This window comes from Actinotalea solisilvae, from assembly GCF_016464425.1.
GTDB lineage: Bacteria > Actinomycetota > Actinomycetes > Actinomycetales > Cellulomonadaceae > Actinotalea > Actinotalea solisilvae.
This window is the reverse complement of record NZ_JADDKQ010000003.1, coordinates 293572-315549: the sequence shown is the minus strand read 5'-3', so window position 1 is coordinate 315549 and position 21978 is coordinate 293572. Positions and strand designations below refer to the sequence as shown.

27 protein-coding genes are annotated in these 21978 nt (G+C 74.4%); all 27 read left to right on the top strand.

The genetic code is table 11. From position 1 onward, the window contains the following. Positions 1-497 (top strand): flagellin (locus JIG38_RS04775; protein ID WP_267907602.1); only part of this gene is annotated, 497 nt, incomplete at its 5' end. Between the two features lie 115 nt (positions 498-612). Further along, positions 613-1986, top strand: a complete 1374-nt coding sequence (gene fliD, locus JIG38_RS04770; protein WP_199422596.1) for a flagellar filament capping protein FliD — start codon at positions 613-615, stop codon at positions 1984-1986. Between the two features lie 10 nt (positions 1987-1996). Then, positions 1997-2464 (top strand): flagellar export chaperone FliS, encoded by a 468-nt coding sequence (gene fliS, locus JIG38_RS04765; RefSeq protein WP_199422595.1) that lies wholly within the window; start codon positions 1997-1999, stop codon positions 2462-2464. Positions 2465-2468: 4 nt separating this feature from the next. Then, entirely contained in the window at positions 2469-2807 is a 339-nt protein-coding gene (locus JIG38_RS04760) for a hypothetical protein (RefSeq protein ID WP_199422594.1), read from the top strand. A gap of 387 nt (positions 2808-3194) precedes the next feature. After that, entirely contained in the window at positions 3195-3536 is a 342-nt protein-coding gene (flgB, locus tag JIG38_RS04755) for a flagellar basal body rod protein FlgB (protein WP_199422631.1), read from the top strand. Then, positions 3536-3934 (top strand): flagellar basal body rod protein FlgC, encoded by a 399-nt coding sequence (gene flgC, locus JIG38_RS04750; RefSeq protein ID WP_199422593.1) that lies wholly within the window; start codon positions 3536-3538, stop codon positions 3932-3934. The genes flgB and flgC overlap by 1 nt, the downstream gene beginning before the upstream one ends. After that, the gene (fliE, locus tag JIG38_RS04745) at positions 3934-4272 is read left to right on the top strand and encodes a flagellar hook-basal body complex protein FliE (RefSeq protein WP_199422592.1); all 339 of its coding nucleotides are present in this window, start codon (positions 3934-3936) and stop codon (positions 4270-4272) included. Before flgC ends, fliE begins: the two co-directional genes overlap by 1 nt. Beyond that, the gene (gene fliF / locus JIG38_RS04740; protein ID WP_199422591.1) at positions 4272-5849 is read left to right on the top strand and encodes a flagellar basal-body MS-ring/collar protein FliF; all 1578 of its coding nucleotides are present in this window, start codon (positions 4272-4274) and stop codon (positions 5847-5849) included. The genes fliE and fliF overlap by 1 nt, the downstream gene beginning before the upstream one ends. Continuing rightward, a complete protein-coding gene (gene fliG, locus JIG38_RS04735) occupies positions 5849-6862 on the top strand; it encodes a flagellar motor switch protein FliG (RefSeq protein WP_199422590.1) in 1014 nt (337 codons plus the stop codon). The genes fliF and fliG overlap by 1 nt, the downstream gene beginning before the upstream one ends. Beyond that, on the top strand, positions 6852-7520 hold the full coding sequence (locus tag JIG38_RS04730; RefSeq protein WP_199422589.1) for a FliH/SctL family protein: 669 nt from the start codon (positions 6852-6854) through the stop codon (positions 7518-7520). Before fliG ends, JIG38_RS04730 begins: the two co-directional genes overlap by 11 nt. Then, entirely contained in the window at positions 7517-8830 is a 1314-nt protein-coding gene (locus JIG38_RS04725; RefSeq protein ID WP_199422588.1) for a FliI/YscN family ATPase, read from the top strand. Before JIG38_RS04730 ends, JIG38_RS04725 begins: the two co-directional genes overlap by 4 nt. After that, complete coding sequence (locus tag JIG38_RS04720) at positions 8830-9273, top strand: flagellar export protein FliJ (RefSeq protein ID WP_199422587.1); 444 nt, start codon at positions 8830-8832, stop codon at positions 9271-9273. Before JIG38_RS04725 ends, JIG38_RS04720 begins: the two co-directional genes overlap by 1 nt. Beyond that, entirely contained in the window at positions 9270-10709 is a 1440-nt protein-coding gene (locus JIG38_RS04715; protein WP_199422586.1) for a flagellar hook-length control protein FliK, read from the top strand. Before JIG38_RS04720 ends, JIG38_RS04715 begins: the two co-directional genes overlap by 4 nt. Before the next feature lie 9 nt (positions 10710-10718). After that, positions 10719-11204: a flagellar hook assembly protein FlgD gene (locus JIG38_RS04710; protein ID WP_233404415.1), complete on the top strand. Its 486-nt coding sequence runs from the start codon at positions 10719-10721 to the stop codon at positions 11202-11204. A gap of 32 nt (positions 11205-11236) precedes the next feature. Then, positions 11237-12415: a flagellar hook protein FlgE gene (locus JIG38_RS04705; protein WP_199422585.1), complete on the top strand. Its 1179-nt coding sequence runs from the start codon at positions 11237-11239 to the stop codon at positions 12413-12415. 340 nt (positions 12416-12755) lie between these two features. Further along, positions 12756-13928 carry a methyl-accepting chemotaxis protein gene (locus JIG38_RS20905; protein ID WP_199422584.1) on the top strand — a complete coding sequence of 391 codons (1173 nt, stop codon included), beginning with the start codon at positions 12756-12758 and terminating at the stop codon, positions 13926-13928. Positions 13929-13994: 66 nt separating this feature from the next. After that, complete coding sequence (locus tag JIG38_RS04695; RefSeq protein ID WP_233404414.1) at positions 13995-14312, top strand: flagellar FlbD family protein; 318 nt, start codon at positions 13995-13997, stop codon at positions 14310-14312. Beyond that, a complete protein-coding gene (locus JIG38_RS04690; protein ID WP_199422583.1) occupies positions 14312-15103 on the top strand; it encodes a motility protein A in 792 nt (263 codons plus the stop codon). Before JIG38_RS04695 ends, JIG38_RS04690 begins: the two co-directional genes overlap by 1 nt. Beyond that, entirely contained in the window at positions 15100-15981 is an 882-nt protein-coding gene (locus tag JIG38_RS04685; protein ID WP_199422582.1) for a flagellar motor protein MotB, read from the top strand. The genes JIG38_RS04690 and JIG38_RS04685 overlap by 4 nt, the downstream gene beginning before the upstream one ends. Positions 15982-15984: 3 nt before the next feature. Further along, the gene (locus JIG38_RS04680) at positions 15985-16512 is read left to right on the top strand and encodes a flagellar basal body-associated FliL family protein (RefSeq protein ID WP_199422581.1); all 528 of its coding nucleotides are present in this window, start codon (positions 15985-15987) and stop codon (positions 16510-16512) included. 213 nt (positions 16513-16725) lie between these two features. Then, the gene (locus tag JIG38_RS20900) at positions 16726-17673 is read left to right on the top strand and encodes a flagellar motor switch protein FliM (protein ID WP_307844581.1); all 948 of its coding nucleotides are present in this window, start codon (positions 16726-16728) and stop codon (positions 17671-17673) included. After that, positions 17670-18443 (top strand): flagellar motor switch protein FliN, encoded by a 774-nt coding sequence (fliN, locus tag JIG38_RS04670; protein WP_199422580.1) that lies wholly within the window; start codon positions 17670-17672, stop codon positions 18441-18443. The genes JIG38_RS20900 and fliN overlap by 4 nt, the downstream gene beginning before the upstream one ends. Then, positions 18443-18952, top strand: coding sequence for a flagellar biosynthetic protein FliO (fliO, locus tag JIG38_RS04665; protein ID WP_199422579.1), 510 nt, complete (start codon positions 18443-18445; stop codon positions 18950-18952). The genes fliN and fliO overlap by 1 nt, the downstream gene beginning before the upstream one ends. Beyond that, a complete protein-coding gene (gene fliP, locus JIG38_RS04660; protein ID WP_233404413.1) occupies positions 18949-19797 on the top strand; it encodes a flagellar type III secretion system pore protein FliP in 849 nt (282 codons plus the stop codon). The genes fliO and fliP overlap by 4 nt, the downstream gene beginning before the upstream one ends. Further along, the gene (gene fliQ / locus JIG38_RS04655) at positions 19794-20066 is read left to right on the top strand and encodes a flagellar biosynthesis protein FliQ (protein WP_199422578.1); all 273 of its coding nucleotides are present in this window, start codon (positions 19794-19796) and stop codon (positions 20064-20066) included. The genes fliP and fliQ overlap by 4 nt, the downstream gene beginning before the upstream one ends. Before the next feature lie 3 nt (positions 20067-20069). Then, positions 20070-20852 (top strand): flagellar biosynthetic protein FliR, encoded by a 783-nt coding sequence (locus JIG38_RS04650; protein WP_307844579.1) that lies wholly within the window; start codon positions 20070-20072, stop codon positions 20850-20852. After that, a complete protein-coding gene (locus tag JIG38_RS04645; RefSeq protein ID WP_199422577.1) occupies positions 20849-21952 on the top strand; it encodes an EscU/YscU/HrcU family type III secretion system export apparatus switch protein in 1104 nt (367 codons plus the stop codon). The genes JIG38_RS04650 and JIG38_RS04645 overlap by 4 nt, the downstream gene beginning before the upstream one ends. The last annotated feature ends 26 nt before the right edge of the window (positions 21953-21978 follow it).

The window sequence follows — 21978 nt, the reverse complement described above, 5'->3', positions numbered from 1 at the left end:
TCGACACCGAGGCGGACAGCCTGGTGGCGGAGCTGGGCCGCATCGGCACGTCGACCAACTTCAACGGGACCAAGCTGCTCGACGGCTCGGTCGCCACGCTCAACTTCCAGGTGGGCGCGGGCTCGACCACCAGCGACACGATCGCGGTGTCGCTGGCGAGCGCGAACGTCTCGGCCGTCGCCGCCGGGCTCTCGGCCATCAGCTTCGCATCGCACGCGTCGGCCCAGGCCGCGGTCTCCACGATCGACGTGCAGATCGGCAACGTCTCGACGGCCCGTGCGCAGCTCGGTGCCTACCAGAACCGGTTCGAGCACACGATCAAGAACATCAACGTCGCGGTGGAGAACCTGTCCGCGTCGGAGAGCCGGATCCGTGACACGGACATGGCCTCGGAGATGGTCTCGTTCACGCGTGCGCAGATCCTGTCGCAGGCCGGCACGTCGATGCTCGCGCAGGCCAACCAGATCCCCCAGGGCGTCCTGTCGCTCCTGCGCTGATCGCAGCACCACCCGCACGACCCGCACGACCCGCACCAACCCGGTCGGCGGCGGACCACCCGCCGCCGACCGGGCCGCACCACCCCGCTGACCCGACCACGAAAGGTGACGACCGATGGCCTCGTTCGGCATCGACGGCCTCGTGAGCGGCCTCAACACCACGGACCTCATCAACCAGCTCATGCAGGTCGAGGCCATGCCCCAGACCCTGCTCAAGAGCAAGCAGACGCAGACGCAGTCGTTCGTCTCCGGGCTCCAGGGGCTGAACAGCCGCATCGCGTCGCTCGCGGAGGCCGGGAAGACCGCGGCCAAGCCGGCGTCCTGGCAGGCGTACACCGCGACGAGCTCGTCGGAGGGTGCGAAGGCCACCGCGGGCAGCACCGCGCAGCCGGGCACCGTGACCTTCCACGTCGACGCCGTCGCCGCGGCCCAGGTGAGCGTCAGCAGGGCGACCCTCGACGACAAGAGCCTCGTCCCGACCATCCCGCCCGCCGTGACGATCAAGAAGAACGACGGCACGCTCGTCACCGTCCAGCCGACCACCGGCAGCCTGGCCGACATCGCCAAGGCCGTGAACGACTCGGCCGACGCGGGCGTCAAGGCCACCGTCGTGCGGATCTCGGGCGGTACGGACCCTCAGTACCGCCTCCAGTTCACCGGCACGAAGACCGGCACGGACGGGACGTTCGAGGTCTTCGCCGGCACCGGGGACACCGGTCCCTCGCTCGTGGAGGCGGACGTGCGCACCGCGCAGGACGCCGTCGTGACGCTGTGGAAGGGCACCGCGTTCGAGGAGGGCTTCACGCAGTCCTCGAACACCTTCAGCGGCCTCCTCACCGGCGTCGACGTCACCGTCTCGAAGGTCACCGGCGTCGACGACGACCCCGTGACCATCACCGTCGCGCAGGACGACGCCGCGCTGAAGAAGCTCGCGTCGGGCCTCGTGGGGGCGATGGGCGTCGTCCTGCAGGAGATCAGCTCGAAGTCGGCGACCACGACCAAGACCGGCACGGACGGCAGGACGACGGTCACGGGCGGCCTCTTCAGCGCCGACAGCGCCGTGCGCGGCATCCAGCAGCAGCTCTCGTCCGCGATGGCGCTGCCCGTCGACGGCCGCTCGCCGGTCGAGGTCGGGATCATCGTCGGCCGCGACGGCACCTTCACGTTCGACGAGGCGAAGTTCACCGCCGCGCTGGCGGCCGACCCGGCCAAGGTCCAGTCGATGGTCAGCGCGATCGCGGCCCGCGTCGAGGAGGCCGCGACCAGCATCTCGGACAAGTACGAGGGCAGCCTCACGCTCAAGATCCAGAGCCAGGAGGGCCTGGTCAAGACGATGGGCTCGCAGATCGAGGACTGGGACCGCCGCCTCGAGGTGCGTCGCGCCTCGCTCCAGCGCACCTACTCGGCTCTCGAGGTCACCCTCTCCAACCTCAACTCCCAGTCGAGCTGGCTCGCCGGCCAGCTCGGCTCCCTCCCCACGAGCTCGTGACGAGGCAGCCATGACCTACACCGCGAACTACGCCGCCGTGCGGACGCGCTACGTGGACGACACGGTCGCCACGGCGAGCCCGGCCAAGCTCCTGACGATGCTCTACGACCGCCTCGTCCTCGACCTCACGCGGGCCGAGGCCGAGCAGCGCGCGGGCAACCGGGGCGCCGCGGGCCCGCACCTGACCCACGCCCAGGACATCGTCGGCGAGCTCGCCTCGACGCTCGACGTCTCCGCGTGGGACGGTGCGCCGCGGCTCCTCTCGATCTACACCTTCCTGCTCACCGAGCTCGTCTCGGCGAACGTCGCGGGCGACCCCGAGCGCACGGCCGCGTGCCGCGCGCTCGTCGAGCCGCTCGCTGACGCGTGGCACCAGGCCGCGGACCAGCTCGGCGCGACCCTCGAGCCGGCGCGCGCGCCGTCGACGGCGTTCGCCGCCTCGGGCTCGGCCGCGTTCGGCGAGCTGGGCGTGGGCTGACGCCGTGACCACCGCGACCGCGCCGGCCACGACGCCCCGCTGGGACGCCGCGTGGGAGTCCGCGCTCGCCGAGCTCGAGCTCGACGTCGCGGCCGCCGAGGCGATGCTCACGCTCGACCACATCGCCGACGCGCCGCCGCGCGACCCCTGGGCGCCGCCTGCCGGGCTCGGGCCGCTGCCCGCGCCGCTCGTCGACCGCGCGCGCACCCTGCTGGACCGCCAGATCGAGGTGGGCCGCCGGCTCGCCGAGGCCGCCGAGCTGAGCCGCCGGCACAGCCGCGCTGCGCAGGCGCTGCGCCAGGCGCCGCCGTCGGTCCCGGTCTACCTCGACACCCCCGCCTGACCACCCACCCACCCGACGGCGACGCCGCCCGGCCCCGCCGCCCACCCGCCGGTGGTTCTGGAACCAGAACCGCCACCCGCGCGCGGGATCCGTTCCAGAACTCGGCGCTGCACGGTGCGGTCGAGGGCGCGTCCGGTGCGGTGAGGCGACGTCGGGCCGGAGTCCGGGGCGCGAGACGGCCGCGGCGCGGTGATGTCCGGATGAGGCCGGATCGGTGCGGTACGGCATCGACCGCGCGGGTGACGCGCGGATGACCTGCGAAGACGCGGGACCGAAGTCCTCACACCCTCGCCCGGACGGCCGATCACCCCCCTGAGCACGGATCGCTCACCCCGCAGGCCATGGATCGGCCGCTCTTCCCCCTCGAACCTTGAGGTGGCACCGGCTGTGTTCGACTCCGTGTCCTACGTCGCGATGAACAGCGCGCTCGACGGGCTGTCCCTGCGGCAGCGCGTCATCGCCGACAACGTCGCGAACATCCAGACCCCGGGCTTCCGCGCCGGGCGCGTGTCCTTCGAGGACGCCCTGCGCCAGGCGGTCGGCGACGGCTCCGGCGCGGTCACCCCCACGCGGTCGCGCTCGCTCGACGCGACGCGCCTCGACGGCAACAACGTCAACCTCGACACCGAGACGCTGTCGAACATCGAGACGAACCTGCGCTACCAGCTCGCGACGCGGGCCGTCGACGGCACCTTCTCGAAGCTCCGCACGGCGATGGGGACGCGCTGATGAGCATCTTCGGGGCGATCGGCGTCGCCGGCAGCGGCATGACCACCTACCGCACGTGGCTCGACGCCATCAGCGACAACCTCGCGAACCTCAACACCGTGCGCGGCACCGACGAGGAGGCCTTCCGGGCCCGGTACGTCGTCGCCCAGTCCATCGAGAGCGGCGACGGTGGCGTGCGCGTCAAGGGCGTCGAGTTCGGCAGCGCCGAGGGCCGCATGGTCTACGAGCCCGGCAACCCGCTCGCGGACGACGAGGGCTACGTGCGCTACCCCGACATCGACATGTCGAGCCAGATGACCCAGCTGATCATGGCCCAGCGCGGCTACCAGGCGAACGCCGCGGTGGTCGACCGGGCCAAGGAGACCTACACCGCAGCGCTGCAGATCGGACGTGGCTGATGAGCATCGAGGCGATCGGGGGCATGACCCCCGCGGGCCTGCTCGGCGCGCTGTCCCCCACGACCGGGCTCGGCGGCGCCGCGGGTGCCGCCGGCGTCCCGGGCGTCCCCGGCAGCGGCGCCGTCTTCGGCGCGACGCTCACCGGCTCCATCGACCAGCTCCAGGCGATGCAGTCGACGTCGAAGGCGCTCGGCGTGGCCGCCGTCACCGGTGACCTCGACGACGTGCACGACTACACCATCGCCTCGACGCAGGCGTCCGTCGCGCTCGAGCTCACCGCCGCCCTCCGGAACAAGGCCGTCGAGGCCTTCAGCGAGATCATGAGGATGCAGGCCTGATGCCCGCCCAGATCACCGGCCTCGTCGGCCGCCTCCAGACCACCGTGCGCGAGTTCAGCCTCGCCCAGCGCACGCTCACCCTCATCGGCGTCGCCGTGCTCGTCCTCGGCGCGTTCGCGCTCTCGACCTGGCTGAGCCGCCCCACGATGACGCCGCTCTTCACGGGCCTCGCCGCGAGCGACGCGAGCGCGATCGTCGACCAGCTCGACACCGAGGGCGTCGCGTACGAGCTCACCGACGGCGGCTCGACCGTCCTCGTGCCCGCCGACGAGGTCTACCCCATGCGCCTCGCGGTCGCGGCCGCCGGGCTGCCGACGGCGTCCGACGGCGCGGGCTACTCGCTGCTCGACGACATGGGCATGACGTCGTCCGAGTTCCAGCAGCAGGTCACCTACCAGCGCGCGCTCGAGGGCGAGCTCGCCCGGACGATCGGGTCGATGAGCGGCGTCGAGACCGCGACGGTCCGCCTCGCGCTCCCCGAGGAGACGGTGTTCGTCTCCGAGACCGCGGACCCGACCGCGTCGGTGTTCATCAAGACGCAGGCCGGCCAGACGCTCGACAGCGACAAGGTCCAGTCGATCGTCCACCTCGTCTCGGCCGGCATCGAGGGCATGTCCCCGACCGACGTCGCCGTCATCGACGCGGACGGCAAGGTGCTCTCCGCGGTCGGCGGGGTCCAGGCCGGCGGGCTGCAGGGCGGCCAGACGGCCGAGTACGAGGCGCGCGTCGCGGGCAACGTGCAGTCGATGCTCGAGCGGGTCGTCGGCGTCGGCAACGCCGTCGTCACGGTGACGGCCGACCTCGACTACGACCAGCTCGCCCGGACGTCCGAGACCTACACGCCCGCCGAGGGGACCCCGCCGCTCAACGCGGCGACGACCACCGAGACCTACACGGGTGGTGCGGAGTCCGCGACCGGCATCCTCGGCCCCGACGGGGTCCCGGCGACCGAGGACGACCCGACCGGCGCGTACAGCAAGGAGAGCTCGACCGTGAACAACACGGTCAACAAGGTCACCGAGCAGGTCACCTCGACGCCCGGCGCCGTGCGCCGCCAGTCGGTCTCGGTGGTCGTCTCGGCCGACGCGGGCGCCGCGCTCGACATGGCCGACCTCGAGCAGACCGTCGTCGCGGCCGCCGGCATCGACGCGGCCCGGGGCGACGTCGTCTCGGTGTCGCGGATGGCGTTCGACACCACGACCGCCGAGGCGGCCCAGGAGGCGCTCGCCGCCGCCGAGGCCGACGAGAAGGCGGCCGAGCAGGCCGACCTCGTCAAGCAGGCCGCGATCGCCGGCGCCGTCCTCCTCCTGCTCGTCGTCGCCGGGGTGCTCGGCGCACGCCGCAGCAAGAAGGCGCGGCGCGAGTCGATCGACCTCGGGCAGATCGAGCTCGTCGAGGCCGCCCAGCGCGAGGTCATCGAGCCGGCGCCCACGCCCGCGTTCGCCCTCCCGCCCGCCGAGGACCCGGCCAAGGCCGAGCTCGCGGCGAAGCGTGACGACGTCATGGCCCTCGCGGCCGACCAGCCGGCCGAGGTGGCCGAGGTGCTGCGCGGCTGGCTCGTGGGCGGACGCCGGTGATGGCGACCCAGGTCCTCACGGGCCGGCAGAAGGCCGCCCTCATGCTCATCCAGCTCGGCAAGGAGCAGGCCGCGCGCGTCATGGCGCAGTTCGACGACGCCGAGATCGAGGAGCTCACGGCCGAGATCGCGCGCCTCGAGCGCGTCGACGCGTCCGTCGCCGACGGCGTGCTCGAGGAGTTCCACGCCGCGTCGATCTCGGGCACCGGGGCCTCGAGCCGCGGCGGGCTCGGGCTCGCGCAGCAGCTCCTCGAGGCGTCGGTCGGGCGCGAGCGCGCCGCGGGCATGCTCGAGCGCCTCGCGACGTCGCTCCAGGGCCAGCCGTTCGAGTTCCTCCAGTACGCCGACGCGCGGCAGGTCGTGTCGCTCCTCACCGGCGAGCACCCGCAGACGGTCGCGCTCGTCCTCGCGCACCTGCGCGCCGAGCACGCGTCCGCGATCATGGCGGGCCTGCCGGCCGCGGTGCAGGCGGACGTCGCGCACCGGATCGCGCTCATGGAGCGCGCGTCGCCCGACGTCGTCCAGCTCGTCGCCGAGAGCCTCCAGCGCAAGGCGTCCGCCGTCCTCACGCCCCAGGAGCTCTCGGCCGTCGGCGGCGTCCAGCCGCTCGTCGAGATCATCAACCGCGCGGACCCGACGACCGAGAAGGCCATCCTCGAGGGCCTCGAGGAGCGCGACCAGGCGCTCGCCGAGGAGGTCCGCAGCCGCATGTTCGTCTTCGGCGACATCGTGCTGCTCGAGGACCGTGCGATCCAGCTCGTCATGCGCGGCGTGGAGATGGCGTCGCTCGCGACGGCGCTCAAGGGCGTCAGCGACGAGGTGCGCGAGAAGATCCTGCGCAACCTCTCCGAGCGGGCCGCCGAGAACCTGGCCGAGGAGATCGAGCTGCTCGGCCCGGTCCGGCTCTCGATGGTCGAGGACGCGCGCGCCGCCGTCGTCCAGGTGATCCGCCGCCTCGAGGAGAGCGGCCAGATCGTCATCCGACGGGACGGCGAGGACGAGTATGTCGCCTGAGCCCGCCCTCGCCGCGGCACCCGCCGCGCCCGTGGCCTTCCGGGCCGTCGCGCTCGCACCCGTCCCCACGCAGGCCGCCACGGCCGAGGCCGAGCGCGCCCGCACGGCCGGCTACGCGGCCGGCTGGGCGGCGGGTGCGCGCGCCGCCGCCGAGGCGGCCGAGGCCCAGGCCCGTCGCCACGAGGAGGCCGCCGTGCGCGCCGAGGCCGCACGCGAGGCCGCCCTCGCGGACGCGCTCCAGGTGCTCGCGCGCGCCGCCGTCGCCGCCTCGTCGCGCACCGTGCCGGTCCTCGACGACGCCCGCCGCACGGTCCACGAGGCCGCGCTCGCGCTCGCCGAGGCCGTGCTCGCCGGCGAGCTCGCGCCCGGCCCGCGGTCCGCGCGCGGCGTGCTCGCGCGTGCGCTCGCCCTGCCGCTCGACCTGGGCGTGCACACGATCCGCCTGCACCCCGCCGACCTCGCGGCCGTCGAGGCCGAGCTCGCCGCGCACCCAGGGCTCGTGCCCGACGGCGTGCGGCTCGTCGCGGACCCGCGCCTCGGCCCGGGCGACGCGATCAGCGAGCACCCGACCGGCTTCCTCGACGCGCAGATCGGCGGCGCGCTCGACCGCGCCCGCGCCGCGCTCCTCGGCGACGAGTCCGGCGAGGTCGCACCGTGACCGCGCTGCTCGCGGACGAGCGCCTGCGCCGGGCGCTCGACGTCGCCGCGCCCCAGCCCGTCGGCACCGTCGACGCCGTCGTCGGCCTCTCGGTCGACGTGGCCGGCCTGCGCGGCGCGGTCGGCGACCTGCTCGTCATCGACGGCACCACGACGGCCGAGGTCGTCGCCGTGACGCAGCGGACCCTGCGGTGCATGCCGCTCGGGCCGCTCCACGGCCTGCGCACGGGCATGCCCGTGCGCAGCACCGGCCGCCCCCTCACCGCGCCCACCGGCCCGAGCCTCCTCGGCCGCGTCCTCGACGGCCTCGGCCGCCCGGTCGACGGCAAGGGCCCGCTGGTGGACGCGCGGCGGGAGCCCGTGAGCGGGCAGGCGCCGTCGGCGCTCGGCCGCGCGCGCGTCGACCAGCCGCTCGCACTCGGCGTGCGCGCCCTCGACACCCTCGTCACCGCGGGCCGCGGTCAGCGTCTCGGGCTGTTCGCGGGCTCGGGCGTCGGCAAGTCGAGCCTGCTCTCGATGGTCGCCCGCGGCACGGAGGCGCAGGTCTCGGTCATCGCGCTCGTGGGCGAGCGCGGCCGTGAGGTCCGCGAGTTCCTCGAGGACGACCTCGGGCCCGAGGGCCTCGCGCGCAGCGTCGTCGTCGTCGCGACGTCGGACGAGCCGCCGCTGGTCCGGCTCCGCGCGGCCTTCGTCGCGACGCGGATCGCGGAGTCCTTCCGGGCCGAGGGCGCCGACGTCGTCCTCATGATGGACTCGCTCACGCGCGTCGCCATGGCCCAGCGCGAGATCGGACTGTCGGTCGGCGAGCCGCCCGCGACGCGCGGCTACCCGCCGTCGACCTTCTCGCTGCTCGCCCAGCTCCTCGAGCGCGCGGGCACGGACGAGCGCGGCTCGGTGACCGGCATCTACACGGTCCTCGTGGACGGCGACGACCACAACGAGCCCATCGCCGACGCGGCGCGCTCGATCCTCGACGGCCACGTCGTCCTCACCCGGGACCTCGCGGTCGCCGGGCACTTCCCGAGCATCGACGTGCTCGGGTCCGTGTCCCGCGTCGCGAGCCGGGTGACCGGCAAGGACCAGCAGGCGCTCGCGACCCGGCTGCGCCAGGTCCTCGCCGCGCGGCGGCGGGCGCAGGACCTCATCGACGTCGGCGCGTACGCCGCGGGCTCGAACCCGCTCGTGGACGCCGCCGTCGCGCACGCCGACGCCATCGACGCGTTCCTGCGCCAGGCCATGGACGAGGCGGCCCCGGCCGGCGACTCCTGGCAGCGTCTCGGCGCCCTCGTGCAGCAGATGGGAGCCCGCTGATGGCCGCCCCGTTCCGCCTCGCCGGCCTGCTGCGCCTGCGCGGCATGCAGGAGGAGCAGGCCGCGGCGCACCTCGCGCGCGAGAACGCGTCCCTCACCGCGGCCCAGCGCCGCGAGGAGGCCACCGCCCGTGCGCTCGCGGGCACCGACCTGCCCGAGCGTGCCGACGACCTGTCGTGGCAGGCGGCCGTCGCCGCGCGCGCCGCGGCGACGGGCATGCTCGCCGAGGCGATCGCCGCGCGCGACGTCGTGGACTTCCGCGTGCGCCGCGCGACCGGCGAGTGGAGCGACGCGCGTGCCCGCGCCCTCATGATCCGCAAGCTCGAGGAGCGCCACCAGGCCGCGCTCGTCGCCGAGGAGCTGCGCCTCGAGCAGCTCGTGCTGGACGAGGCGGCCGCGCGCCGCCGCGCGCCCGGTGCCGACCTCGTGGAGGAGACCCGATGACCGTCAGCACGCTCCCCGTCCCGGCCGCGTCGCGGCCCCGCGCCGAGCGCCCGGACGCCGCGGACCGCCGTCACGCGCCCGATGCCGACGCCTTCGCGCGGACGCTCGACGCCGCCGGTCGCCAGGCCCGCGCCGACGACGCCGCCCGCGCCCGCAGCACGGCCGACCGCACGCGCGGCGCGTCCGACACCCGCCCGACGGCGACGGCCGGCGCGACGGGCCGCGACGACCACGCCGCGTCCGGCACCACGTCCCGCCCCGCGACCGCGGCGGGGACCGGCGCGTCGGACGGCACGTCGGGCAGCACCGCGTCCGGCACGTCGACCGGCACGGCGACCAGCAGCTCGACCGGCGCCTCGACCGGCACCTTGGCCGGCACGGCGGACGGCACGGCGACCGGCACGACGACCGGTGGCGCGACCGAGGGGGCGCCCGGGGAGACCGGTGCGACCACCGACCCGGCCGCCGCTGCGGCGACGCCCGTCGCGCTCACCGTCGAGCAGGTCGTGCTCGCCGCGATGCAGGCGCTCGCGGGTGGCGCGGCCGGTGCCGCGGGCGCGGCGCCGAGCACCGACCCGCTCGACGCCGCGCTCGCCGTCGCCGAGGCGACCGCCGCGCTGACGCCCGCGACGGGCGACCCGGCGACCACGACGACGCCGACCACGGGTCCGGCCGCGACGCCGACCGGGGTGACCACGGTCGCCGGAGCGGCGGCTGCGACGCCGGGCGGACCGCCCGTGCCCGCCGTCGCCGCGGCCACGGACCCCGCGGCCACGGCCGCGACGGCCGACGCGCCGGCCGAGTCCGCCCGACCCGACGCGACGTCGGCTGCGCCGGCAGGGTCCGCCGCCTCCTCGTCCGGCGCGTCCGGCACCGCGGAGGCGCCGGGCGTGGCCACCGCCGCCACCGCGGCGACCGCGCCCGCCTCGCCCACCGGGCGCCCGGCCGACGTCGTGCCCACGCAGCGCACAGCGCCCGCGGAGGTCCCGGTGCTCGCGACCCAGCTCGGCACGCGCCTGGTGAGCCTGCGCACCGCGCCGCTCGGGGAGCACGTCATGGTCCTGCGCGTCGAGCCCGACTCGATCGGACCCGTGCGGGTCGTCGCCCACATCGCGAAGGACGGCGTGCGGGTCGAGCTGCTCGGCGTGACGGATGCCGCGCGTGACGCGCTCCGCGCGGCGCTGCCGGACCTGCGTCGCGACCTCGTCGCGGCGGGCCTGCCGTCCGACCTCGCGCTCGGCGCGCGCACCCAGGACGGCGCGGCCCAGGGCCGTCAGGGTGCGCCCGGTCAGGCCGGTCAGCCCGGCGACGGCCGCCACGACGGCTCGCGCGCCCCGGGCACGCCGTCGGCCGCCGGGTCGGGCGGCGCCCCCGCCGACACCGCCGCCCCCACCGACCACCGGACCGCCCTGCGCGGCCTCGACCTCGTCGTCTGAGAGGACCCCATGGACATCCCGATGACCGGTGCCGCGACGGCACCCGCGGCCGCGAGCACGAGCGTGCACGCGACCGGCACCACGTCGACCGCGAAGAAGGAGATGGACCAGGAGGTCTTCCTGGCCCTCCTCGTGGCGCAGCTGCGCAACCAGGACCCGTCGTCCCCGATGGACACCACCGAGATGATGGCGCAGTCGACCCAGCTCGCCTCGATGGAGCAGCTCTCCGCGATGGCCGAGACGTCGCGCGAGAGCTTCAGCCTCCAGATGCGCATCGCCGCGGGCGGCATGGTCGGCCAGCAGATCGGCTACGCCGACGCCGACGGCACCGCGCGCACCGGCGTCGCCGAGTCCGTGTCCTTCGCCGGGCCGGTCCCCATGATCACGGTCAACGGCACCCAGGTGCCGCTCGACGGCGTGACCCTCGTCCGCTCGACCTCGACCTCCACCACCCCCACGACCTCCGCCGACGCGTCGGCCGGCTCTGCTGCCTGACCAGGCCGCGACCACACCCGAAGGGAACTGACATGCTCCGCTCGCTCTTCTCCGGCATCAGCGGCCTCCGCGCCCACCAGACCATGCTCGACGTCACCGGCAACAACATCGCCAACGTCAACACGACCGGCTTCAAGGCCTCGCAGGCGCAGTTCCAGGACACCCTGTCCCAGGTGCTGTCCAACGCGGGCGGCCCGCAGGAGGGCGTCGGCGGCACCAACCCCGCGCAGGTCGGCCTCGGCGTCCGCGTCGCGGGCATCACGACCAACTTCCAGCAGGGCGCGGCCCAGCTCACCAACCGCTCGACGGACATGATGATCTCGGGCGACGGCTTCTTCGTCGTCGGCAAGGGCAACGAGCAGTTCTTCTCCCGCGCGGGCGCGTTCGACTTCGACGCGACCGGCCAGCTCGTCACGCCCGACGGCGCGCTCGTCCAGGGCTGGGCCGCCGCGGCCGACGGCACCATCGACGTCAACGGCCCGCTCACCGACATCCGCCTGCCCATCGCGACGCTCATGGGCGCGAGCGAGACCCGCGCGGCGACCTTCGAGGGCAACCTGCCGTCGGACGCCGTTCTCGGCACGGTGCTCAACCGCCAGATCGAGGTGCACGCCCCCGACGGCACCGCCTCGTCGCTCAACCTCGCGTTCACCAAGACCGCCACCGGCTGGGACGTCGCCGCCACGCGCGACGGCGCCGCGGTCGGCGCGGGCACCGTGACGTTCGACGCGAGCGGTGCGCTCACCGCGGGCGGCACGCTCACGGCCGGCCCGGTGACCGTCCAGCTCGGCACGCTCACGGGCTACGCGGGCCTCACCACGGTCGAGGCGTCGTCGCAGGACGGCCGCTCGGCCGGGACGCTCCAGTCCTTCATGATCAACGCGGACGGCACCCTGCTCGGCTCGTTCAGCAACGGCCTCAAGCAGCCGCTCGGCCGCGTCGCGCTCGCGACGTTCACCAACCCCGCGGGTCTGGAGAAGGCGGGCGGCTCGCTCTACCGGACCACGGTCAACTCGGGCGACGCGCAGGTCGGCGCCGCGGGCACCGGCGGCCGCGGCGCGCTCTCGGGCGGCACGCTCGAGATGTCGAACGTCGACCTCTCGGCCGAGTTCACGAGCCTGATCATCGCCCAGCGCGGCTTCCAGGCGAACAGCCGCGTCATCACGACGTCGGACGAGATGCTCCAGGAGCTCGTCAACCTCAAGCGCTGACGCGACCGACCCCACTGCCGACCGGGGGCGGACCAGGCCACGCGCTGCGTGCCCAGGTCCGCCCCGGTCGGCGTCTGCGCCCGCCGGCGCGCACGCCGCGGGCCGCCGGTCCGGTCGGGACGTGCGGCGCGCGGTGCTCGTGATGCCCCTGGGGGTCGGCGGCCCGCCACACCGGCCCCGTGCGTCACTCCGGCACCGTGCGCCGCACATCCCGACCGGGGGACGACGCGGACGGCGGGGCGCCGCCATCCCGGGGGCGCCGCGCACCGGGTCGCGGTCCGCTCAGGATCGCGGCCGGTCGGCCGATGGGTGTGCCGACCGGACCGACGACTGGAGCACCGTGATCAGCAACCGCACCAAGGCCCGCCTGGGTGTCCTCATCCCGCTCGCGGCGCTCGTCGCCGTGTGCGTGCTGGCGCGCACCTCGACCACGCGTGCGTCGTCGCAGCTCGCCGCGGGTGACGCGACGGCCGCGGCGGCGACGCTCGACTCGCTCTCCTGGCTCGTCTGGGTCCCGTTCGTCGTGCTCGCCCCCGCCCTGCTGTTCGCCGTCTGGGCCCAGGTGAGCGTGACCCGCCCGCTCCAGCGCACGGGCGCGTTCCTCGCCCAGGTCCACTCGGGCGACCTCAGCGGCCGGCTCGAGGAGCTGAGCAACGACGAGCTCGGGATGATGGGGAACGCGCTCAACGGCACGGTCGACTGGATGGCCACCACCGTCCACGGCCTGCGCACGGGTGCGAGCGCCCTCCAGGAGGCGGCCGACGACCTCGCCGCCGTGAGCCGCACGATGACCGGCGCGGCCGACACGACGGCGCGCGAGCTCGACCTCGTCGACACCACCGCGCGCGGCGTGACCGCCGACGCGCAGACGGTCGCCGCGGGCACCGGCGAGATGCGCCAGGCGATCGACGAGATCTCCCGCAACGCCGCGCAGGCCGCGACCATCGCCGCCGACGCCGTCCACGCCGCCGCCGCCGCGCACGCGACGGTCGGTCGGCTCGGGGACGCGAGCGCCGAGATCGGCCAGGTCATCAACCTCATCACCTCGATCGCGGCGCAGACCAACCTGCTCGCGCTCAACGCGACCATCGAGGCCGCGCGCGCGGGCGAGGCGGGCAAGGGCTTCGCGGTCGTCGCCGGCGAGGTCAAGGAGCTCGCGCAGGAGACCGCGCGGGCGACCGAGCAGATCACCGCGCAGATCGGCGCGATCCAGGACCGCACGACGCAGGCGGTCGGCGAGCTCACCACGGTGACCGACGTCATCCGGACCATCGCGGAGTACCAGACGAGCATCTCCGCCGCGGTCGAGCAGCAGTCGGCGACGACCGCGCAGATGGCGCACGCCGTCGCCGGCGCCGCGGGCGGCTCCGCCGACATCGCGGGCTCCATCGGCTCCGTGCGCTCCGCCGCGCGCGAGGCCCAGGAGGGCGCGCGCTCGGCCGACCAGGCCGCGCAGCAGATGCGCGAGCTCTCCGCCGAGCTCTTCTCGCTCGTCTCGACGATCAAGGTCTGAGGCGGCTCACCCGCACCGGAAGCCTCACATCGGGCGCGATCGGCCGATGAGTACGGGGCAGGGCTCATGGACGGGCCCCGAGGCATCACCAGGGATGGAACAGCCATGATCGTCGTCACGCGACTCAACGGACCGCGCTTCGCGGTGAACCCCGACCTGCTCCAGCGCGTCGAGAGCACGCCGGACACGATCCTCACGCTCATCGACGGGACGAAGTACATCGTCACCGAGTCGCTCGAGGAGATCACCGACCTCGTCGTGCGCTACCGCGCCCGCGTGGCCGCCGCGACCCTCGACTACTCCCGCGAGAGCGACGAGCTGGCTCCCGTCACCGAGCTGCGCCAGCAGCCGCGCCCCCTCACGGCAGTCCCGGAGGTCGACTGATGGATCCGGCAACCCTCGGAGGCATCGCCTTCGCGTTCTCGATGGTCCTGCTCTCGATCTTCCTCGAGGGCTCGAGCCCGATGTCGGTGGTCCTGCCGGCCCCGATGATCCTCGTCATCGGCGGCACGATCGGCGCCGGCCTCGCCTCGACGACGCTCAAGGACTTCCTGCACGCGTTCAAGACGCTCAAGGACTGGGTCACGTTCAAGCGCCCCGACCTCGACACCACGGTCGAGGTCGTCGTCGGCCTCGCCGACCGCGCGCGCCGCGAGGGCCTGCTCTCGCTCGAGGACGCGGCCCGCACCGTCGAGAACCCCTTCCTGCGCTCGGGCCTGCAGGCCGCGATCGACGGCACCGACCCGGACGACCTGCGCGAGATGCTCGAGGACCGGATCGCCAGCAAGAAGGCCCAGGACAAGAGCACCGCCAAGGTGTTCAACAACATGGGCGGCTACGCGCCGACCATCGGCATCATCGGCACGGTCGTCTCGCTCGTCCACGTGCTCGAGAACCTCTCCAACCCCGACGAGCTCGGCCACATGATCGCCGCGGCGTTCGTCGCGACCCTGTGGGGCCTGCTCTCGGCCAACCTCGTGTGGCTCCCGCTCGGCGCGCGCGTCAACCGCGCCTCCGAGCTCGAGGCCGCGCACATGGAGCTCGCGGTCGAGGGCCTGCTCGCGATCCAGTCCGGCGCCAACCCGCGCCTCGTGGGCCAGCGCCTGCGCAGCCTCATGCCGCCCGGCTCCGAGCCGCCCGCGGAGGGCAAGGCCGGCAAGAAGGCCGCAGCATGAGCGCGGGCCACGGCTCCGGGGGTCACGGGCGGAAGTCCCGCACGGCCCACGAGGAGGAGCACGAGAACCACGAGCGGTGGGCCGTCAGCTACGCGGACATGATGACCGTGCTCGTCGGCCTGTTCATCGTGCTCTACGCCGTGAGCCAGGTCGACCAGGTCAAGTTCGAGCAGCTGCGCCAGTCGCTCGCGGTCGGCTTCGGCCACGCGGCGCCGGTCGCGCTCGAGGGCAGCAACGGCGCCCTCACGGGCGTCGAGGCGTTCCAGATCACGCCGGACCTGCGCTCGGAGGCGGGCATCGAGGCCGAGCAGATCCAGGGCCCGTCGAAGGAGCTCACCGAGGACGAGCAGCGCGCGGCCGCCGCGAGTGTCGAGTACCAGCGGCTCGACGCCGTCGCGCAGCAGATCGCGGCCGCGCTCGCGCCCGAGGGCCTCGCGGACCGCGTCCGCTTCCGCATCACCGAGCGCGGCCTCGTGGTCGGCATGGTGGCCGACGACGTCTTCTTCAGCGCCGCGAGCGCCGAGCTCACCGCGACGGCGCAGCGGATCATCGACACGACGGCGCCCGTGCTCGCCGGCCTGCCCGACGAGCTGTCCGTCGAGGGCCACACCAACGCCATCCCGGTCTCCGGCCGGTACCCGACCAACTGGGAGCTGTCGTCCGACCGGGCGACCCAGGTGCTCCGCCGGCTCGTGGAGGTGGGCGGCATCGCGCCGCACCGCATCGCGGCCGTGGGCTTCGGCGAGGCCCGCCCGATCGACGACCCCGGCGTCGACCCGATCGAGGCGAACCGCCGCGTGGACCTCGTGGTCCTCAGCTCCGTCCCGGAGGACGTCCGCGCCCTCCTGCCGTCCCTCGCCGCAGCGAACCAGGGGTAAGACATGCCGACCGAACAGCGCATCATCGCGTCCAAGCCGACCATCGGGGCCTCGGGCAAGACGTCCGCGGGCCTCGGGTCCTCGGCGGCCGCCGAGGAGCCGCCGGCGAAGAAGGGCCGGAAGAAGCTCGTCGTCGTCCTGCTCGTCGTCGTGCTCGCGCTCGGCGGCGGCGCCGCCTGGTACCTCCTCATGGGGCCCGGCGCCGCCCCGGCCGACGCGGCGGCCGAGCCGGTCGAGCCCGAGCCCGAGCCGGGCGAGGTGCTCACGGTCGAGGCCGTGAGCATCAACCTCGCGGGCGGGCACTACCTGCGCCTGGGCATCGCGCTCCAGCTCACGAAGGACGTGCACGAGGAGGTGTCCTCGGCGCACGCGCTGGACCTCGCGATCGCGCTGTTCTCGGGCCGCACGGTCGAGGAGGTGTCGTCGGCCGAGGGCCGCGACGCCCTCAAGGCCGAGCTGCGCCACCAGCTCGAGGAGGCCTACCACGGCGAGGTGATGGACGTCTACCTGACCGACTACGTCACCCAGTGACGTCCGCCCGCCGACCCGGCGGGCCAGCACGGAGCCGGCACGGAGGCCGGCGGGTTCACGGCGCCATGGAGGGCGCCACCTCACCCGGGCGCCACGACGGCGGCCGGGGCACGACCACCGCGACACCCCGGCGACACGCCGGTCGCGTGCCGGCAGGCACGACGTCGCGCGCCGATTCCTCATGAGGTGCCGACCCCGGCCGATGTTGCCCGCGTGACGGTCCAGGACGCAGCGACGACGACCTCCGCGCGACGCGCGGGCGGTGCCCCGACGCGCACGCCCGAGCTCTACGACTTCCGCCGCCCGATGACGCTTGCCCGCGAGCACGGCCGGGCGCTCGAGATGGCCTTCGAGACCTACGCGCGCCAGGCCAGCACGCTGCTCACCTCGCGCCTGCGCGTGGTCGCCCAGGCCACGCTCGTCTCGGTGCAGCTGCACTCGTACGACGAGTACGTGCGCTCGCTCCCGGCGCCGACGGCGATGATCCTGTGCACGCTCGAGCAGGCGCGGGCGACCGCCGTCGTGCAGCTGCCCACGGACACGACGATGCTCTGGGTCGACTACCTGCTCGGCGGGCCGGGCATCGTCCTCGCGGACAGCGAGCGCGAGCTCACCGACATCGAGTGGCGCCTGGTGCGCGACCTCGTCCAGGTCTCGCTCGGCGACCTCGCCTACGCGTTCACGTCGATCTGCCCGCTCGACGCGAGCGTCCGGTCGGTGCAGTACAGCCCGCAGTTCGTCCAGGCCGCCGCCGCGTCGGACCCGGTCCTCGTCGCGACCTTCGAGCTCCTCGCGGGCGAGCACACGAGCACCGCCACGCTCATGTTCCCCGCCGACGTGCTGCTCGCGCCGCTGCGCGACGGCGACGCGACGGTCCGGCGCTCGGTGGACGAGGTGCGCGAGCACGAGGCCGCCGTCGGCCGCCTCGCCGCCCAGGTGAACGAGGTCCCCGTGGGCGTCTCGGTCCGCCTCGCGCCCGTGACCGTCACCCCCGCCCGGCTCGCCGACCTCGCGGTCGGCGACCTCCTGCCGCTCGACCACCGCGTCGGGACCCCGATGGACGTCGTCGTCGACGACGTCGTCATGGCCCGCGCCGCCCTCGGGAGCAACGGCTCCCGCCTCGCCTGCCTGGTCGTCACCTCCGAGGAGAGCACCCGATGACGTCTCTGCCCGTCAGCCTTCCCGTCACGCCCGCGGTCGCCGCGCGGCACGACGCCGACCTCCTCGCGACCGCGCACACGGTCGCCACCGAGCTCGCGCGCCTGCTGCCCTCGACCGCGACGCTCGAGGTCACCGTGCACGACCCCACCGCCGGCCCCGCGCCGGACGCGCAGGCCGTGCGCGCCGGTTTCGTCGGCGCGACGAGCGCCGAGCTCGTCGTCGTCGCCGACGCCGCGGTCGCCGAGGCGCTCGCCGGTGCGGGGGCGGGCGTCTCGCTCGCCGACGCGCTGCGGCCCGCGCTCGAGGGTGCCGTCGCCGTGCTCGGCCCGGGCGTCCTCGAGACCGCGACGGTCGCCCCGCTCGGTGGCTCGCTCGCCGAGGACGACGTCGTCGTGTTCGCGCTGGCCGGCCCGGCCGGGCCGCAGGCGTGGGCCGGGATCCGCCTGCGCGCCGCGGACCGCGTGCCCCAGCAGCGCGGCGCCTCGCCGGTCGCGTCCTCGACGACGCGCACCGAGAGCCGCGAGGCCACGATGCGCCTGCTGCAGCACGTCGAGATGACGCTCACCGCGGAGATCGGCCGCACCCGGATGCCCGTGCGTCAGGTCCTCGAGCTCGTGCCCGGCACGGTCCTCGAGCTCGACCGCGAGGCCGGCTCGCCGGCCGACGTCATGGTCAACGGCCGGCTCGTCGCGCGCGGCGAGGTCGTCGTCGTCGACGAGCACTACGGCATCCGCATCACCGAGATCGTCTCCACGGAGCCGGGCGCCTGATGGACTCCTCGACGCTCGTGCTCGGCCTGCGCGTGCTCCTCGCGCTGGCCTGCGTGCTGGGCGTGCTCTGGTTCCTCGGGCGCCGGGCCGCCGGCACCGGCACCGTCCGCCGCTCGCGCCAGGCCGCGCTGAGCGTCGTCGCGAAGCAGTCGCTCGGCGGCCGGACGGGCGTCGCGCTCGTCGAGATCGGCGGCCGCCGGCTGCTCCTCGGCGTGAGCGAGCACGGGGTCAACCTCCTCACCGAGGTCGAGCCGCCCGCCCCCGAGCCCGAGGCCGTGCGCGACCGTGTCGCCCTCGACCCCGCCGAGCTCGAGGCCGTCGTCGCCGACGCCGTCGTGCCGGACGACCTGCGCGACGTCCGCGCCGACGACGTCACCCCCCTGTCGACCCCCGCGGCACGGATGCCCGCGGTCCCCACGCCCCGCAACCCTCTCGAGGGATCGATCCTGGACGCCGCGACGTGGCGCCAGGCGGTGGTTGCGGTGCAGGAACGGACCATCCGGCGTTGAGCCTCACCACCACCGGGCCCCGCGCGGCCGGCACGAGCCGGAGCGCGCGCGTCCTCGCCGTCGCCCTGCTCCTGGCGCTGCTGGCGGTCCTGTCGATCGCGCTCGCGTCGGGCGCGCACGCCGCGCCGACGCCGCCCGTCGACCCGGCGGCACCCGTGGCGCCGACCGCGCCGACCGACGGCCCGACCGTCGGCATCGACATCAACGGCATCGACGGCACGCCCGACAGCTCGATCGTCGTCCTGCTGACGATCACGCTGCTCTCGGTCGCCCCGTCGCTCCTGCTCATGATGACGAGCTTCACGAAGATCTTCGTGGTCCTCGCCCTGACCCGGAACGCGCTCGGCCTCCAGGGCGTGCCGCCCAACCAGGTGCTCGCGGGCCTCGCGCTCTTCCTCAGCCTCTTCATCATGGCGCCGGTGCTCGGCGAGCTGAACGACGTCGGCCTCCAGCCCTACCTCGACGGGACCCTGACCTTCACGCAGGCCGTCGACGCGGGCACCGGACCCCTGCGCGAGTTCATGCTCGGCCAGACGCGCCAGGAGGACCTCGCGCTCGTCACGCGCGCCGCGGACCAGGTCAACCCCGAGTCCCCCGAGACCGTGCCGATGACCACGCTCATCCCGGCCTTCATGCTCTCCGAGCTCCGGTCGGCCTTCATCATCGGGTTCGTCGTCTTCGTGCCGTTCCTCGTCATCGACCTCGTCGTCTCGGCGTCGCTCATGTCGATGGGCATGATGATGCTGCCGCCCGTCATGGTGTCGCTGCCCTTCAAGCTCCTCCTCTTCGTCCTGGTGGACGGCTGGGGGCTCATCGTCACGGCGCTCGTGGGGAGCTACGGGTGAACCCCAACGAGGTCCTCGACATCGGCATGCAGGCGCTGCTCCTCGCGGGCAAGCTCTGCGCGCCCGTCCTCATCACCGCGCTCGTCGTCGGGTTCGCGGTCTCGCTCCTGCAGTCGATCACGCAGATCCAGGAGGTGACGCTCAGCTTCGTGCCCAAGGCGCTCGCCGTCGCGGTCGCGCTGCTGGTCGCCGGGCACTGGATGATCTCCGAGACGGTGACGTTCACCCACGAGATCTTCGAGCGCATCCCGTCGCTCCTCGGGGGCTGAGCCGTGGGCCTCACCCTGCCGCTGGCGACCCTCGAGGTCGTCATGCTCGCCGGCGTCCGCATCGCCGCGTTCCTCGTCGTCGCACCGCCCTTCTCGCACCGCGCGATCCCGGGCCAGGTCAAGGCGATGCTCGCGGTCGGTCTCGGGCTCCTCGCCGCGCCCCGCGCGGCCGAGGCCGCGGGTCCCACGCTCGGGACGTCGATCGCGTCCGGCACCGCGCAGTTCGTCGGCGACGTCCTGCTCCAGGCGCTCATCGGCCTCGCGCTGGGCTTCCTCGTGCTCCTCGTCTTCTCCGCGGTGCAGGCGGCCGGCAACCTCATCGACCTCTTCGGCGGCTTCCAGCTCGCGCAGGCGTTCGACCCGATGAGCATGACCAACGGCGCGCAGTTCGCGAAGCTCTACCAGCTCACCGCGATCGTCCTGCTCTTCGCGTCGGACGCCTACCAGGTCGTCATCGGCGGCCTGGTCCGGAGCTTCGACGCGCTGCCGCTCGGCACGCCGCTCGACCTCACGGTCATGGGCGAGACGCTCGTGGGCGGTCTCACCGACATGTTCCTCGCCTCGCTCCAGGTCGCCGGGCCGCTCATCGCCGTGCTGTTCCTCGCCGACGTCGGCCTGGGCCTGCTCACGCGCGTCGCGCCCGCGCTCAACGCCTTCGCCCTCGGCTTCCCGCTGAAGATCCTGCTCACGCTCGGGCTCGGCGTCACCGCCTACCTCGCGCTGCCCACCGTGATCGCGGCGCTCACCGACACGGCGGTGTCCCAGGTCGGGCAGGTCGCCCGATGAGCGGCGGCGAGGAGCGGACCGAGAAGGCCACCCCGAAGCGCATGAAGGAGCTGCGCCGCGACGGCGCGCTCCAGCGCTCGCAGGACGTCTCGGCCTGGCTCGGCATCGGCGTCGGCGCCCTCGTGCTGCCCATGGTGCTCACGGCCGGCTCGGGTGCGGCGGTCGACCAGCTCACTCTCGTGCGCGACGTCGCCGCGAACCCCAGCCCGGACGTCGCCGTCGCCGCGCTCTGGGACGGCATGTCCTCGGTGCTGCGCACCCTCGCGCCGCTGCTCGTGGTCGTCGTCCTGGCCGCCGTCGTCGCGTCCGCCGCGCAGGGCGGCATCCACGTCTCGGCGAAGAAGCTCAAGCCGACCTTCAAGCAGTTCAACCTCGCCGCGGGCCTGAAGAACACGTTCGGCCCGCAGGCCGGCTGGAACGGCGTCAAGGCCGCGCTCAAGACGGCGGTCATCGGCCTCGTCCTCGCGTCCGTCGTCCAGGGCCTCGTCCCGCTCCTCCTGGGCTCGGGCTCGCACTCGCTCAGCCAGATCCTCGACGCGGCGGGCGGCGGCGTCGCCGACGTCCTGCGGACCGCGGTCGTCGCGGGCCTCGTGCTCGCGGCGCTCGACGTGCTCGTGATCATGCGGCGCAACCGCAAGAAGACGCGGATGTCGAAGAAGGAGATCAAGGACGAGAACAAGCAGTCCGAGGGCGACCCGCAGCTCAAGGGCGCGATCCGGTCCAAGCAGCTCGCGATGAGCCGCAACCGCATGATCGCCGAGGTCGCCACGGCCGACGTCGTCCTCGTCAACCCCACGCACGTCGCCGTCGCGCTGCGGTACGAGCCCGGCAAGGGCGCACCGCGCGTCGTCGCGAAGGGCGCCGGCCACGTGGCCGCCCGCATCCGCGCGGCCGCGGGCGACAAGCGCGTCCCGATGGTCGAGGACGTCCCGCTCGCGCGCGCGCTCCACGCCGCGTGCGAGCTGGGCCAGGAGGTCCCGGCCCACCTCTTCGTCGCCGTCGCGAAGGTGCTCGCCTTCGTCATGGCCCTGCGCCGCCGCGGCTCCGCGGCCGGCACGCACCGCCCGCCGGGCGGGCCGAGCCGCCTGGAGGCCGCATGACGGCCGCCGGCTCTCCCGTCACCCGC

Bases quoted from the DNA above. Each gene is read 5' to 3' on its own strand.
- JIG38_RS04715 (WP_199422586.1), top strand. From the start codon at position 9,270: ATGACCGTCAGCACGCTCCCCGTCCCGGCCGCGTCGCGGCCCCGCGCC.
- JIG38_RS04695 (WP_233404414.1), top strand. From the start codon at position 13,995: ATGGACGGGCCCCGAGGCATCACCAGGGATGGAACAGCCATGATCGTC.
- JIG38_RS04680 (WP_199422581.1), top strand. From the start codon at position 15,985: ATGCCGACCGAACAGCGCATCATCGCGTCCAAGCCGACCATCGGGGCC.
- JIG38_RS04730 (WP_199422589.1), top strand. From the start codon at position 6,852: ATGTCGCCTGAGCCCGCCCTCGCCGCGGCACCCGCCGCGCCCGTGGCC.
- JIG38_RS04645 (WP_199422577.1), top strand. From the start codon at position 20,849: ATGAGCGGCGGCGAGGAGCGGACCGAGAAGGCCACCCCGAAGCGCATG.
- fliS (WP_199422595.1), top strand. From the start codon at position 1,997: ATGACCTACACCGCGAACTACGCCGCCGTGCGGACGCGCTACGTGGAC.
- flgC (WP_199422593.1), top strand. From the start codon at position 3,536: ATGAGCATCTTCGGGGCGATCGGCGTCGCCGGCAGCGGCATGACCACC.
- fliE (WP_199422592.1), top strand. From the start codon at position 3,934: ATGAGCATCGAGGCGATCGGGGGCATGACCCCCGCGGGCCTGCTCGGC.
- fliG (WP_199422590.1), top strand. From the start codon at position 5,849: ATGGCGACCCAGGTCCTCACGGGCCGGCAGAAGGCCGCCCTCATGCTC.
- fliN (WP_199422580.1), top strand. From the start codon at position 17,670: ATGACGTCTCTGCCCGTCAGCCTTCCCGTCACGCCCGCGGTCGCCGCG.
- JIG38_RS04705 (WP_199422585.1), top strand. From the start codon at position 11,237: ATGCTCCGCTCGCTCTTCTCCGGCATCAGCGGCCTCCGCGCCCACCAG.
- fliF (WP_199422591.1), top strand. From the start codon at position 4,272: ATGCCCGCCCAGATCACCGGCCTCGTCGGCCGCCTCCAGACCACCGTG.
- JIG38_RS04685 (WP_199422582.1), top strand. From the start codon at position 15,100: ATGAGCGCGGGCCACGGCTCCGGGGGTCACGGGCGGAAGTCCCGCACG.
- fliO (WP_199422579.1), top strand. From the start codon at position 18,443: ATGGACTCCTCGACGCTCGTGCTCGGCCTGCGCGTGCTCCTCGCGCTG.
- fliD (WP_199422596.1), top strand. From the start codon at position 613: ATGGCCTCGTTCGGCATCGACGGCCTCGTGAGCGGCCTCAACACCACG.
- JIG38_RS04720 (WP_199422587.1), top strand. From the start codon at position 8,830: ATGGCCGCCCCGTTCCGCCTCGCCGGCCTGCTGCGCCTGCGCGGCATG.
- JIG38_RS04710 (WP_233404415.1), top strand. From the start codon at position 10,719: ATGGACATCCCGATGACCGGTGCCGCGACGGCACCCGCGGCCGCGAGC.
- JIG38_RS04690 (WP_199422583.1), top strand. From the start codon at position 14,312: ATGGATCCGGCAACCCTCGGAGGCATCGCCTTCGCGTTCTCGATGGTC.